The organism is Franconibacter pulveris, assembly GCF_056780215.1.
Window position 1 is genome coordinate 2,102,646 of sequence record NZ_CM165555.1, and the last position, 13,894, is coordinate 2,116,539.

14 protein-coding genes are annotated in these 13,894 nt (G+C 58.4%); 8 read left to right on the forward strand and 6 right to left on the reverse strand.

The window, feature by feature from the left end; genetic code table 11:
* Nucleotides 1-51 precede the first annotated feature (51 nt).
* Nucleotides 52-693, forward strand: a complete 642-nt coding sequence (locus tag ACU4F7_RS10005; RefSeq protein WP_481638551.1) for an SMI1/KNR4 family protein — start codon at nt 52-54, stop codon at nt 691-693.
* A gap of 29 nt (nt 694-722) precedes the next feature.
* Here ACU4F7_RS10005 and ACU4F7_RS10010 read toward each other — a convergent pair whose 3' ends face one another.
* Complete coding sequence (locus ACU4F7_RS10010) at nt 723-1,526, reverse strand: universal stress protein (protein WP_481638552.1); 804 nt, start codon at nt 1,524-1,526, stop codon at nt 723-725.
* Nucleotides 1,519-2,463: a LysR family transcriptional regulator gene (locus ACU4F7_RS10015; RefSeq protein WP_481638553.1), complete on the reverse strand. Its 945-nt coding sequence runs from the start codon at nt 2,461-2,463 to the stop codon at nt 1,519-1,521. Before ACU4F7_RS10015 ends, ACU4F7_RS10010 begins: the two co-directional genes overlap by 8 nt.
* Nucleotides 2,464-2,556: 93 nt before the next feature.
* Between ACU4F7_RS10015 and ACU4F7_RS10020 the strand changes: the two genes are divergently transcribed.
* Together ACU4F7_RS10020 and ACU4F7_RS10025 are read left to right on the forward strand one after the other, a co-directional pair.
* Entirely contained in the window at nt 2,557-3,390 is an 834-nt protein-coding gene (locus ACU4F7_RS10020) for an SDR family oxidoreductase (RefSeq protein WP_481638554.1), read from the forward strand.
* 123 nt (nt 3,391-3,513) lie between these two features.
* Nucleotides 3,514-5,343, forward strand: coding sequence for a glycoside hydrolase family 15 protein (locus ACU4F7_RS10025; protein WP_481638555.1), 1,830 nt, complete (start codon nt 3,514-3,516; stop codon nt 5,341-5,343).
* 63 nt (nt 5,344-5,406) lie between these two features.
* Here ACU4F7_RS10025 and idnD read toward each other — a convergent pair whose 3' ends face one another.
* The 3 genes from idnD to ACU4F7_RS10040 form a co-directional block, all read right to left on the reverse strand.
* Entirely contained in the window at nt 5,407-6,447 is a 1,041-nt protein-coding gene (gene idnD / locus ACU4F7_RS10030; RefSeq protein ID WP_481638556.1) for an L-idonate 5-dehydrogenase, read from the reverse strand.
* Nucleotides 6,448-6,456: 9 nt separating this feature from the next.
* Nucleotides 6,457-7,818: an MFS transporter gene (locus tag ACU4F7_RS10035; protein WP_481638557.1), complete on the reverse strand. Its 1,362-nt coding sequence runs from the start codon at nt 7,816-7,818 to the stop codon at nt 6,457-6,459.
* Nucleotides 7,819-7,885: 67 nt separating this feature from the next.
* A complete protein-coding gene (locus tag ACU4F7_RS10040; protein WP_481638558.1) occupies nt 7,886-8,653 on the reverse strand; it encodes an SDR family oxidoreductase in 768 nt (255 codons plus the stop codon).
* Between the two features lie 282 nt (nt 8,654-8,935).
* Here ACU4F7_RS10040 and ACU4F7_RS10045 point away from each other — a divergent pair, with 282 nt between their 5' ends.
* Together ACU4F7_RS10045 and ACU4F7_RS10050 are read left to right on the forward strand one after the other, a co-directional pair.
* A complete protein-coding gene (locus ACU4F7_RS10045) occupies nt 8,936-9,637 on the forward strand; it encodes a FadR/GntR family transcriptional regulator (protein ID WP_024555854.1) in 702 nt (233 codons plus the stop codon).
* 77 nt (nt 9,638-9,714) lie between these two features.
* Nucleotides 9,715-10,968, forward strand: a complete 1,254-nt coding sequence (locus tag ACU4F7_RS10050) for an enolase C-terminal domain-like protein (RefSeq protein WP_481638559.1) — start codon at nt 9,715-9,717, stop codon at nt 10,966-10,968.
* A gap of 139 nt (nt 10,969-11,107) precedes the next feature.
* On the opposite strand, the gene ACU4F7_RS10055 is transcribed toward ACU4F7_RS10050, so the two are convergent.
* The gene (locus ACU4F7_RS10055) at nt 11,108-11,911 is read right to left on the reverse strand and encodes an AraC family transcriptional regulator (protein WP_229701808.1); all 804 of its coding nucleotides are present in this window, start codon (nt 11,909-11,911) and stop codon (nt 11,108-11,110) included.
* Here ACU4F7_RS10055 and ACU4F7_RS10060 point away from each other — a divergent pair.
* The 3 genes from ACU4F7_RS10060 to ACU4F7_RS10070 all read left to right on the forward strand — a co-directional run bounded on the left by ACU4F7_RS10060 (nt 11,910) and on the right by ACU4F7_RS10070 (nt 13,785).
* On the forward strand, nt 11,910-12,209 hold the full coding sequence (locus ACU4F7_RS10060; RefSeq protein WP_481638560.1) for a hypothetical protein: 300 nt from the start codon (nt 11,910-11,912) through the stop codon (nt 12,207-12,209). The two genes, ACU4F7_RS10055 and ACU4F7_RS10060, sit on opposite strands and share 2 nt — an antisense overlap.
* 102 nt (nt 12,210-12,311) lie before the next feature.
* Nucleotides 12,312-13,058: an SDR family NAD(P)-dependent oxidoreductase gene (locus ACU4F7_RS10065; RefSeq protein ID WP_481638561.1), complete on the forward strand. Its 747-nt coding sequence runs from the start codon at nt 12,312-12,314 to the stop codon at nt 13,056-13,058.
* Between the two features lie 13 nt (nt 13,059-13,071).
* A complete protein-coding gene (locus tag ACU4F7_RS10070; RefSeq protein ID WP_481638562.1) occupies nt 13,072-13,785 on the forward strand; it encodes an SDR family oxidoreductase in 714 nt (237 codons plus the stop codon).
* Nucleotides 13,786-13,894: the final 109 nt, after the last annotated feature.

Consider the following 13,894-nt stretch of genomic DNA (forward strand, 5'->3'; position numbering starts at 1 on the left):
TCATGCGCAGCGCTTCACGATACGGGCTGACGCAGGCAAAAAGGGAAAACCATGCAATTACTTGATGAACTGGAACGATGGCTAACGGAAACGTTGCCTGAAGTGGCGGCGGATCTTAACCCGGGCGCCGATGCGCAAACGCTGGAAGCCCTTCAGGCGATGCTGCCTGGCGCGCCGCTTCCGCCAGCCTTTCTCTCGCTTTATCGCTGGCACGACGGACAAAAAATGGCGGCGAACAGCGGTCCGTGGTACGGGTTGAGTTTTCTGCCGCTCGACCAGGTGATGCAGGAGTTAAAAAGCTGGCGGGAGGTTGCCGAAAGCTTTTCGCCGCTGGAGTGGGCAGAGATGAACAGCGGCATGTCGTCCACGCCCCGGGGGCATATTAAATGCGAATACAGCAATCCGCGATGGGTGCCTTTCGCCTCGGACTGGGGCGGAAATTATCTGGGTATCGATCTCGATCCCGACGTGCTGGGCGCCCCGGGGCAGGTTATCAACTTTGGTCGTGATGAAGCGCGAAAAATTGCCGTAGCGCCGGATTTAGACGCTTTCCTGGCATGGATGCTGACGGAACTGAAGGCGGGAAACGTCAACATCCGCGAAGAAGAGGATGGCGGCAGAAGTTTTAACACGCTGAGGCCGGAAAAATACCATTTCCTCGACTCGCTGGCGGTTATGTTTCCAGCGAAATAGCGGCAAAACGTGGCCCGGCGGCCGCGTTTTTAGCGCAGCAGCATCAGCGGCAGGCGGCGGCGGAACAGCATTTCCGCCGCGTGGCGGCCGATAAAATAGCGCCGCCGCTGCGAGTGTCCCCAGGCGCCCATCACGATAAGGTCGATGTTATGCGCTTGCGCATGGCGGCAGAGCGAGTCGGCCACCGAGGTCCCCTCCAGCATAAACGCCTGCACCTGGATGCCCGCTTTATGTAATGCCTCAAAGGCATTCTGAAGCGCGGTGGCATTGCCGTTTACCATCACAATATGGCATTCCATGCCGTAGAGCAGCGGGCTCGCCGTCAGGCGCGCCAGGTGTCTGCGGCACTCAATGCTGGCGTCATAAGCAAACAGGGCGCGGGATGGCGCCGTGAAGGTCTCCGGCACCGCCAGCACCGTTCCGCGATGCAGGCGAATCAGGCTCTCCAGCGGGCTGCCGACCGGGTGGCGCGCGCCATCATCGCCGAGCACCAGCAGGCGCGCTTCCGTCAGTTCTTGCAGGATTTCGGCAGGCGAGCCCTGTTTTTGCAGCCGTTGCGCCGTCTCATAACCGGACGGTTTTAGCCGCGCGGCGCACTCAGCCAGCAAGGCCTGGCCCTGCGCCATGCGTAACCGCCGCCGCTCCGCTTCGATTTCCCCGAGCTGCGCTGTCAGCGACGTTTCACCGATCATGACGTCAGGGCGGTCAACGTCCGCCAGCATATGCAGCAGGGCGAGCGGCGCGCCGAGCGTGGCCGCCGCCCAGGCGGCGTAGTCGGATACGGAACGGGCGGCAGACGACGCGTCCAGGCAGGCAATAACAGGTTTATTCATCACTCTCTCTTTGGGACGTGCGAGGCAGGTCGCCCGCGTTGTATTCCCTGATTATCCCGATAAACGCCCGCAGGCTGGCGGGAATATGGCGGTTCGCCGGGAAGTAAAGAAACAGCCCGGGGATTTCCGGGCACCACGCTTCTAACACCTTGACCAGCCTGCCGGCGTTTAACGCCTCCAGCGCGCTGAGCTCCGGCACATACGCGATGCCAAGGCCCGCCGCGGCGGCATCCACCATCAGGCGCGAATTGTTCAGGGTCAGGACGCCAGGCGCATCGACCGCCACCTCTTCACCTTTTTGGCCAAATTCCCACCGGTAACGCTTGCCGCCCGGCAACCGCTGGCGAATGCAGACGTGCCGGGAAAGATCCTGCGGAGTAAGCGGCGAACCGTGCAGGGCAAGGTAGTCCGCAGACGCGACCGTGACAAAACGCTGCGCATCCCCGATGCGCACGGCGACCATATCCGCCGGTACGGCTTCGCCAAGCCGTATGCCGGCGTCAAACCCCTGTTCGACAATATCGACCAGCCGGCCATCTTCCACTAAATCGAGCTCTACCGAAGGATAACGGCGCAACCAGGCGGGCACGACGGCGGCAAGCAACAGGCGAATCGCCTCTTCGCTGCCGTTGATGCGCAGCGTGCCTATCAGCTGCCCCTGCGTGTCGGCTGTCTCCTCAAGCGCCTGCTCCAGCCCGGCAATATGCGGCGCGATGCGCGTTAACAGCTGCTCGCCCGCCTGGGTTAAGCCCACGCTTCGGGTTGTGCGGTGCAGCAGACGAACGCCCAGCCGCGCCTCAAGCCCCTTAATGGCATGGCTGAGCGCAGAGCGGGTGACGCCAGTCAGTTCCGCCGCCCGGCGAAAACTTCGCGCTTCTGCCACCGCCATAAAAGCTTTGAGATCGGCAAGCGTAGGCCGGTTAACTGGTGAATGCATTTCACCTCCTCATGCAGTTTAGCGTGGCTTATTTTGACAATCATACTGGCATAAGCTCAAAGGCGTACGTTTTTACTACAGGAGAGCGGAAAAATGGCAAAAACCTGGTTTATTACCGGCACCTCAACCGGCCTTGGCCGTTTACTGACAGAGCGTCTGCTGGCGCGCGGCGACAGCGTTATCGCCACCCTGCGCAGGCCCGGCGCGCTGGATGATTTGCAGGCGCGCTATGGCGAGCAGTTGCGCATAGTGATGCTGGATGTCACCGATACCGCAGCGACGCGGGCTGCGCTGAAGCAGGCTTTTGACCAGGCGGGGCGCATTGACGTGCTGGTCAACAACGCGGGCTACGGGCTGTTTGGCGTGGCGGAGGCGGTGAGCGACGCGCAAATCGAGCGGCAAATAGCCACCAATCTGACCGGCTCCATTCAGCTTATCCGCGCCGCGCTGCCTTACCTGCGCGCGCAGGGCGGCGGGCGAATTGTGCAAATCTCCTCTGAAGGCGGGCAGATAGCCTACCCCAACTTTAGCCTCTACCACGCGACCAAATGGGGCATTGAAGGGTTTATCGAATCCGTGGCCCAGGAGGTGGCGACGTTTGGCATTGATTTCCTGATAGTCGAGCCAGGCCCGACCGCGACAAGTTTCGCAACCGGTCTTGACCAGGCCGCGCCGCTGCCCTGCTATGAGAATACGCCCGCAGACGAGATGCGCCGCGCCATCGCCTCGGGCGACTTTGCCATTAAAGGCGATGCGGCGAAAACGGTGGAGGCCATTATCCTGACGGCCGATTTGCCCGCGCCGCCTTTGCGGCTGGCGCTTGGCAGCACCGCTTATCAGTCGATTAGCAAGGCGCTGGCGGCGCGGCGTGAGGAGCTGGAGGAGAATAAGCCGCTGACGCTCTCAGCCGATAGCGATGATGCCTGATGAAGAGAGGTTGAGACGCGGCTGTCGTTCAGCGGGCGATCCCACTTTTCGCATTAGCGCAAAGCCGCCGGAATCCGCAACTATACTTGCTGAACGACTGCCTCTCCCTGCGCCGGATAACACATGACTGCCAACGACGCCAGCTCCTCTCCATGCCCCATCTGCAAGCACGGTATTATCGGCGACCTGCGAACCTGCGCGCTGGTCACCACGCAAGGCGCTATCGATTTCTGGTGCTGGCCGGAACTCGACAGCCCTTCGTTGTTTAGCGCCCTGCTGGATAACGAGCGCGCGGGCGCGTTTACGCTTTCGCCGCAAGGGGAAGGGTGGCGTTCCGTGCAGTTTTATCTGCCGGACAGCAATATTTTGCAAACCCGCTGGCTATCGCAGCACAGCGTCGTTGAGCTGAACGACTTTATGCCGGTGCAGGCCTCGGTGGAGGCGCAGCCCTGCATTGTGCGCCGGGTCAAAGTGGCGCAGGGCGAGGCGACATTAACCATGCGCTGTAGCCTGAAGTTTGATTACGCCAGGCTTACGCCCGATATACAGGTTCTGGAAAACACCGCCCTCTGGCAGGCGGAGAATCAGCAAACCGTCACGCTGAACGCTTCTGTGCCGCTGACCGCTGAAGAGGGGGCAGTGCACAGCCAGTTCACGCTGCGCTGCGGCGAAGAGGCTTTTTTTATTCTCGGCGGCGAAGCCGTGACGGCGCAGGGGCAGCAGGAAGTGGAACGGCTGCACCACGATACCCTCGCATTCTGGCAGCAGTGGGTCGGCAAAAACAAATACCGCGGGCGCTGGCGGGAGATGGTGATCCGCTCCTCGCTGGTGCTGAAACTCTTAAGCTCAACACGACATGGCTCCATCGCCGCCGCCGCCACGTTCGGTCTGCCGGAGCTTATCGGCGGCGAGCGCAACTGGGACTACCGCGCCGGCTGGATCCGTGACGCGTCCTTTAGCTGCTATGCGCTTATCCGTCTTGGCTATATTGATGAAGCAAAAGCGTTCGGCCACTGGGTGCGCACCTGCATGGAGAACAGCCAGTTTGAGCCGGATAGATTGCAGGTAATGTACCGGCTGGACAGCGGCACCGATTTACAGGAGCACGAACTGCCGCACCTGGCAGGCCACTTCGGTTCAACGCCGGTGCGTATCGGCAATGGCGCTTACCAGCAGCGCCAGTTGGATATCTACGGGGAGCTGCTGGACACCCTTTATCTCACGACAAAATATGGCGACGGCATACCGCATCGCGGCTGGCAGCACGTTATCCGGCTGGTCGATCACGTCTGCGATATCTGGAACAGCCCCGACGCCGGGATCTGGGAGATGCGCGGCGAGCCGGAGCACTTTCTCTACTCGCGCCTGATGTGCTGGGTGGCGCTCGACAGGGCGTTGCGCCTTGGCGCTAAACGCTCGCTGTCGATGCCTTATGAACGATGGGAAAGCGTGCGCCAGGCTATCCGCGAAGATATCTGGACCCACTTCTGGAACCCGGATCTCGGCCATTTTACCTCGACCCGCCATGGCGCCGATCTCGATGGCTCCATGCTGCTGATGCCGCTGTTTCGCTTCGTCAGCGCCAAGGACCCCGACTGGCTGGCGACCCTCGACGCCATTAAAAACAAACTGGTGCGCGGCGGCATGGTGCGCCGCTATATCGCCAGCGAAACGCCGGCGGATTCGCTGCACGGCGAAGAGGGTTACTTTGTCGCCTGCTCGTTCTGGTATGTCGAATGCCTCGCCCGCGCCGACCGGTTAGAAGAGGCGCGCATCGAATTCGAAAAAGTGCTGATCCACGCCAACCATCTGGGGTTGTACGCGGAGGAATTTGATCCCCTCGGCAACGCGCTGGGTAATTTCCCGCAGGCGCTCTCTCATCTGGCGCTTATCAGCGCGGCGTATTATCTGGATAAGAAAATGGCCGGGGACGAGCTGACATGGCAGCCGTAGCGGGGCGTTTACAGAAAAGATAAGCCGCGCAGTGGCGTACGGCGCGGCTTATGAGGTTTAAAGTCAGAATACCAGCTGTACTTTCGCCGCGCGTTCTTTATCAGAGGCGAGTTCCAGCGCGGCGACCGCCTCTTCCATGTTTAATTGCGCAGAGAGTAACGGCAGCGGGTTGATTTTCCCTGCCTCCAGCCATCTGACCGCAGTAGTGAACTCGTCGATAAAGCGGAACGAGCCGCGCAGCTGGATCTCTTTCACCAGCAGCGGCCCGACAGGGTAGTTTACCTCAGCCGCACCCATGCCGAGCTGCACGATAATGCCGCCGGGGCGGGTATAGCCCACCACCGACGCCACCGCAGAAGAGGCGCCGGAGGCTTCAAAACAGACATCGAACGCGCCGCCATTCGCCGACCATGCCTCAATGACCTGTTCGTCACGCGGATCCTGCGCGCAGGACGCGCCCATCTCCTGCGCCAGCGCCCGACAGCGTGCGCTGATGTCCGTGGCGATAACTTCGGTTGCGCCAGAGGCAAGCGCCGCTGCGATAACCAGACAGCCAATCGGCCCTGCGCCGGTGACCAGCACGCGCTTGCCGGTCAGATCGCCCGCTTGCTTAACGGCATGAATACAGACGGCGAGCGGCTCGGCGAAAGCGATTGTTTCAGGTTTTGCGGCTTCGGAGTAGGGCACGCATTGCGCCGGATTAACCGCGACATATTGCGCGAATCCGCCGTTCACATGCGGATAAAACTGTGCGCTGCCCATAAAGCGCATTGCGCGGCACAGGTTCTGTTTGCCGCTGAGGCAAATGTCGCACTGCTGGCAGGGCTGGGAAGGGTTAATGGCCACGCGCTGGCCGGGTTTCAGGGCGCTTTCACGCGGCGCTTGCTCAATGATGCCGACAAATTCATGTCCCAGCACCATCGGCGATTTGAGCACGGACATGCCAGCCCGACCATGCTGGAAATAGTGGATATCAGAGCCGCAAATGCCCCCGCGCTCTACTTTGACCAGAACCTGATCCTCATTCCAGGCGAGAGTGTGAGTTTCCAGGCGCACATCACGCGCCCCTTTGACCATAACGGCTTTAACAGTTTTATTCTGCATGATGTCCCTCTACGCGTTAGACGGTGTGTTAAATTTTTCCTTTTCCCCGGCTTCCTGCTCAGCTTCGGGCGGCGTCATGACCTCAATTTTGCCGACAAGGAACAGGTAGGCGAGAAAGCCCGCCAGGGCAACGGCGGCGATATACCACATCGCATACTGGAAATTCTGGGTGCGCTGCAGGATCACCCCGATGATGATGGGGCTCGCGATCCCGGAAAGGTTACCGAAAATATTCAAAAAGCCGCCGATAGTGCCGATCAGATGGCGGGGAATGACATCGCTGCACACCACCCAGCCCAGATTCGAGAAAGCGTTGGCAAAGAAAGCGACAGAGAGAATGGCAATGGCGATCGCCGGGCTTTCCTGAAAGAAGTTAACCAGCGCGATGGAGCAGGTCAGCAGCATGCCGGTCATTACCGGTAATTTGCGGGCGAAGGTGCGGCTGCGGCCGCGTTTTAGCAACAGGTCGCTCAGAGTGCCGCCGCACAGCACGCCAGCCATCGCCATAAGATAAGGGAACATCGCGCCGATACCCGCTTTGTCGATAGAGAGATGCAATCCTTTTTCCAGATAAACGATAAACCACGTCAGGAAGAAATAGAGCGTGGACGAGGCGGCGAACTGCGCGATGAAAAGCCCCCAGGTGGTGCGCTGGCGTAAGATGTAGCGCACGGAGGGCCAGTCGACGCGGCTGTCGGTTCCCTGAGATGCTGAACCATAGCCGCCGCCCTGGCGAATCAACGTCAGCTCCGCCTGGTTGACGCGTTTGCTGTGCTGCGGGTCGCGATAGGCGATAAGCCAGTAAATGCCAAAGACGATGCCCACCAGACCTGAAATATAAAACGACATCTCCCAGCCCCAGCGGCTAACGATAAACGAGAGCGCGGGCGTAAGCAGCGCAAGGCCGATGTACTGCGCGCTGGAATAGGTTGCCGTCGCCCGGGCTCGCTCGTGGTCAGGAAACCAGGTCGCGATAATTTTGGTGTTAGAGGGAAACGAGGGCGCTTCCGCGATGCCCACCAGCGCGCGACAGGCCAGCAACATCATGAATGACGCCGTGACGGTGGTGAAAAAATGGTGAGAGGCCAGACCCATCAGCAGCGTGAATACGCTCCAGAGCACAATAGCGCTGCCGTAGAGCCAGCGGGAGCCGATCCGGTCGAGCAGGTAGCCCACCGGGATCTGGCTCATGGCGTAAAACCAGGTGAACATCGAAAAAAGCAGGCCAAGCTGGGTGGCCGATAAGGCGAATTCACCCTGAATGTGCGAGCCCGCCACAGAGAGATTCGCCCGATCCATATAATTAATAGCGGTAACAATAAACAGCAGGGTAAGCACTGAGAATCGGGTACGAGTAGGTTTAGCGTTCATTCGTTAGCCTTTTTTCAGTCAGCGGCAGGCGGCGTCCCGGCGTTCAGCGCAGGAAGCGAGCCGGCGATTAAAGGGTGGCGAGCCAGCCGCCATCGACGTAGATCATTTGCCCGTTCACATAGTCGGAGGCGGAAGAGGCGAGGTAGACAGCGGTGCCAATCAGCTCCTCGGGTTTGCCCCAGCGGCCGGAGGGGTTGCTGTTGCGTACCCACTGGTCAAACTCTTTATTCTCGACCAGCGCGGCATTCATGTCGGTGAGGATATAGCCCGGGCCGATGCCGTTGGACTGGATGTTATAAGCCGCCCATTCCGCCGCCATGGATTTGGTTAAAAGCTTGATGCCGCCTTTGGCTGCGGTGTAGGGCGCGACGGTCGCCCTTGCGGCTTCGCTGGTGAGCGAGCCGATATTAATGATTTTCCCGCCGCTTTTACGGGCCACCATGCGTCTTGCCGCAGCGCGTGCCACCAGGAAAGCGCTGGTCAGGTTTACATCCAGCACGCGCTGCCAGTCGCTCAGCGCAAGCTCCAGCATGGGCTTGCGAAACTGAATGCCGGCGTTGTTAATGACGATGTCGACATGCACATTTTCCGCGTCAAGCTGGCTGAAGACGTGCTCGATTTCCTCTTCGCTGGCGACATTAAAGAGAAAACCGCGGGCGTTGAAACCCTGTGCGTTAAGCTCAGCCAGCGCCTTGTCCATATGCTGCTCGCTGGTGCCGTTCAGGATAACCGAAGCGCCCGCGTTCGCCAGCCCGGCGGCATAAGCGAAGCCCAGGCCGCGGGTGGATCCTGTTATCAGCGCCGTTTTACCTGTGAGATCGAAAAGATTGCCCATTTTTTCCTCATGTAACATGACTAACAAGTTAATGATAATGGTTGTACTGGAGGCGGGCTGCGACGGCAATTGCGGAGGTGAGAAAATGACGGTTAACTCACAAATATTTAACAAGGACAGGCGGAAAAGCTGCGTGGATTTTCACTATATTATTGATACTAAATCATATTTATTAACTTAGCGCCAGGGCGGCAAAACGACGCGCAAAATTTATCTTGTCATAAACAGCCGGACGCGTTAAAAATTCGAACATGTAGGACAAGTACAATAAAGGCTAAAGACGTGACGCTGGAAAGTGTGCAAAAGCATAACATTGTAGATGTTATCTATGAGCAGATGAAAAAGAACATCCAGGAGGGAGTCTGGGAGCCTGGCTGTAAGCTGCCTTCCGAAGCGGAACTGACGGCCACGTTTCAGGTAAGCCGCGTAAGCGTCAGGAGCGCTGTTCAGAAGCTGCGTGATTTAGGCGTTGTGATTACGCATCAGGGGAAGGGGACATATGTGACCCGCGATGCGGCGCGCTACGGCGCGTTTAATGATAACCAGCCCATTCTTCATCTTTCCCAGGAAGAGTTTGACCATATGCGGGTGTTTCGCCAGACGGTGGAGTTTCGCTGCATGGAACTCGCCGTGCAGAACGCCACGGACGAGGATATTCAGGAGCTTGAAAAGGCGCTAAGCCGCATGCTGGTTAACAAGGATGACTACAAAAAATATTCGCTGGCGGACTACGATTTCCACCTGGCGATTGTTAAAGCCTCCCATAACTCTATCTTCATTCATGTAATGGAATCGCTGAAGGGCATCTATGTTCACTACCTGGAAGAGCTAAACCGGGTGCTGGGAATAACGCTTGAGAGCGTAGAGGCGCACATCAAAGTCTATATGGCGCTGAAAAACCGCGATGCGTCGCTGGCGACAGAGACGCTTAACAGCGCTATGACCCATAACGTGCATGCCATTAAAGACGTACGCCACAACTGATTGTCTGTAAAAGCCCGCCTCGGGCTTTTTAATATTTTTAACATGTAGGACATCATACAAGATACGCGAGGAACTTCATGAGCAACCTGAAAATAACGGATGTAAAAACGATACTGACGGCGCCGGGCGGCATTGACCTGGTGGTCGTGAAAATTGAAACCAGCGAGCCGGGGCTGTACGGCCTGGGGTGCGCCACGTTTACTCAGCGTATTCATGCCGTTTCCGCCGCTATCGACAAGTACATGAAGCCCTTTTTGCTGGGCAAAGATCCCGCCCGCATTGAAGATATCTGGCAGTCGGCGGCGGTTAGCGGCTACTGGCGCAACGGCCCGGTGATGAATAACGCCTTATCCGGAGTGGACATCGCGCTGTGGGACCTGAAAGGAAAGGTGGCCGGTTTGCCGGTGTACGAACTGCTCGGCGGTAAGTGCCGCGACGGGGTGGCGCTCTATCGTCATTGCGACGGCGCTGACGAGGTGGAGGTGGAAGAGGCCATTCTCGCCCGTATGGAGGAGGGGTATCAGTATGTGCGTTGCCAGATGGGGATGTATGGCGGAGCGGGCACCGATGACCTGCGGCTTATCGCCGGTAAGCTTGCCAAAGCCCGTAATATTCAGCCGAAAGCCTCGCCGCGCGCCCGGACGCCGGGCGTTTACTTCGACCCGGACGCCTATGCGCGGGCGGTGCCGCGCCTGTTCGAGCATCTGCGCAATAAGATTGGCTTCGGCGTAGAGTTTATTCATGACGTTCATGAAAGGATTACGCCGATAGCTGCCATTCAAATGGCGAAATCGCTGGAGCCTTATCAGCTGTTTTTCCTGGAGGACCCGGTTGCGCCGGAAAATATCGACTGGCTTACCAAAATGCGCGCGCAAAGCAGCACGCCGATAGCGATGGGCGAGCTCTTCACGCAGATCAACGAGTGGAAGCCGCTTATCCAGAACCAGCTTATCGATTATATCCGCTGCCACGTCAGCACTATCGGCGGCATTACGCCTGCTAAAAAACTGGCGACCTTTGCCGAGCTTTATGGCGTGCGCACGGCGTGGCATGGCCCTGGCGATATTTCACCGGTCGGGGTGGCCGCCAATTTGCATATCGATTTGAGCATCACCAATCTTGGCGTGCAGGAGTATACCCCGGTGAACGACGCGCTGATGGAGGTCTTCCCCGGTTGTCCGGAAGTGGAAAAAGGGTATGCGTACCTGAGCGACCGTCCAGGGCTGGGCGTCGATATCAATCTGAAAGAGGCAGCGAAATACCCGGTCTCCGGCGGCATCCCGGAGTGGACCAATGCCCGTTTACCGGACGGCACCGCCGCGCGGCCCTGAGCATTGCCGGCAGCCCCGCCTCGGTTGGCGCGAAGGCGGGGAACCTGCCGTCATGCAAAAGAAGAACGCGACGGCGTGAGGCGCTTTTCATGCGGGCAGGGCAATGGCAGTCAGACATATCGGCGCACGATGCGGCATCTTAATCTGGCCAGTACGACTCCGCTTTGACTTTCAACAGATACCGTAAACGCTGCGCTTCCTTTTGCGGCGGGTGTCCAAAGAACCGCCTGAACTCTCTGCTGAACTGTGTCGGGCTGATGTAACCCACCTTCAGAGACGCTTCGCTGGCCGTGATATTTCGCTTTACCATCAGAAAGCGCGCCTGGTGCAGCCGGATGGATTTCAAATATTGCATAGGCGTGGTGCCGGTAAAGGCCCTGAAATGACGGTGAAAAGAGGGGGCGCTCATTCCCGCCTCCTTTGCCAGCGCCTCGACGTCAAGGTTATCCATAAATCGGGTATGCAGCGTGCGGATAGCCGCCGCAATTTGTCTGAAATGCCCTTTGCCGGAAAGCGCCGCTCTGACGGAGGCGCCCTGTTCATCCATCAACACCCGATAGTAGAGCTCTTTGAGAATACCTGGCCCCAGCACCCTGGCTTTCACCTCATCAGAGACCACGGTCAGGAGACGGTAAACCGTATCGGTCAGTTCATCGCCGAGTGGGGAAGAAAAGAGCGGCCCCGGTTTTTCATCGCCACTGGCGCGCGGCTCCCCCAGTTCAATCAGTATTTCGGCAATCACCGCGACATTAAGCGATATCGACATCGCCAGAAGCGGCGTCTCCTGGCTTGCGACCGTCTGGCTGGTAAAAGGGAGAGGGACGGAAACGACCAGATAGTGTTGCGGATCGTAGGCAAATTCTTGCCCACCCAGCAGCCCGGTTTTTTTCCCCTGCAGGACGATGACGATGCACGGCTCATAAAGCACGGGCGTGTGCGGCATGGACTCATTAACCCGCAACAGCTTTATCTCGTTCATGCAGGTTCGCGAATACCCTTCTTCCGGCGTCAGCGCCAGGAAAGCCGCAATCATTTTTTGCGTGAGCGCTGATGTAAGCCCGGACACGACGCCTCCTGAAATAGAAAAAAAGATAATTTACGCGCTTGAAAACAACGTTGCCAGCGAGATTTTGACAGGAAAAGGCAATGTTTGTACAGCCAGTGTCATTGTTGCAAAGGGGCGGGTTTTTTATCCTTTTCCCAACGAAGTCAGGAAGCGATCTCAGGCGGCATCCGCCTGAGTCGTCTGGCTGGCTTATTAAAACCATGCTTCGCGGCCAGCCATCATTTTGGCAAGACGCTGTGCAGTGCAATGAGGTGCCCCCATTCCGGAGGAATAAACAATGACCGATTACGCAGGGCTAAAGAACAGGGTTGCGGTAGTTACAGGGGCGGCAGGCGATATCGGTAAGGCAACGATAAACCTGCTTATCAGCCATGAGGCGAAGATCCTGGCGCTGGATATTGACCCCGCCGTGCATTCCCTGGCGCAGGGCGAGCGGATTATCACCCAGGTCTGCGATGTCAGCCGCGAGCAGGATGTCGTCAGCGCGGTGGCGTTCGCGCAGTCGGCGTTCGGGCAGGTGGATATGCTTATCAACAACGCGGGAATAACCCTGAATAAACCCGCGACGGAAACCGCGGCGGAAGAGTGGGACCGCATTATGGCGGTTAATGCCAGAGGGTATTTTCTCTTTTGCAGAGAGGCGCTTAAGGCGATGCAACCCCGCCAGCAGGGGGCCATCGTCAATGTAGCCTCCATCGTTAGCGTGGTCGGCATGAAGACCACGGCGGCCTACTCCGCATCCAAAGGCGCCATTGCCCAGCTAACCCGGGTTCTGGCGCTGGAAGCGGCGGAGCAGGGCATCCGCGTTAATGCCGTGGCGCCCGGCGTTGTCGAAACCGATATGCTTTCCGGCATCGTCGAAGACAGCCGCGCAACGCTTGCCAGTTACGGCCACGCGCACCCGCTTGGACGCGTGGCGCAGCCGCAGGAAATCGCCGAAGCCATTGTCTGGCTGGCTTCGCCGAAAGCCAGCTTTGTTACAGGAACCGTATTGATGGCTGATGGCGGTTATACCGCGCAGTAAGCAGGAGAATTGAATGAAAGATCAAAGCATTTTAATCGCTGGCGCCGATAAGGGGCTGGGATTAGGGCTGGTGGAAGCGTACCTGCAACAGGGGTGGAACGTTTTCGCCACCCATTTACCTACGGCTGAGCGGGCGTCGCTTAACGCCCTTAGCGCGGCATACCCGGACAGACTCGCTACCGGAGCGCTGGACGTGACGGAGGCGTCGCATATCGCCCCGCTTATCGCAAGGCTTGCAGCAAGCAGATTCGACATCATTTTTATGGTTGCCGGCATATATGGCCCACTACACCAGTCGGTCATGCAGGCAACGGATGCCGAGTTCCGGCAAATCATGATGACCAACGCTTTTGGCCCGGCGCGTCTGGCAAGGCATCTGTTGCCGTTGCTTGAGCCTGAAGGGACGCTGGTGTTTATGTCGTCGCACCGCGCCAGCATAGCAGGCTATACCGAACCCGTAGCCGCGCTGGAACTCTACCGGGCCAGTAAGGCGGCGCTGAATATGCTGGCGCGCTGTCTCTATATGGACATCAGGCAGGGGGATCAGACAGTGATATCGCTTCACCCGGGCTGGGTCGCCACTTTAATGGGAACGCTGGATGGCGCCGTCGAGGCGGAGATTGATGTCGGGACGAGCGTGAAAGGCATGCTTAACGTCATCGAACAACACCGTCACGATAAAAAGCATCTTTTCATTGATTATGAAAACAGGGCCTGGCCCTGGTGAGGCGAAATGCAACCGGGCCAGAAGCATGGCCCGGTTTTAACGCGCCACATCATTGCGGGCGCAGGTCGCTGTGATAAGCGGCCTTTTCGCGCCCGCCGTGTTGGCCAGG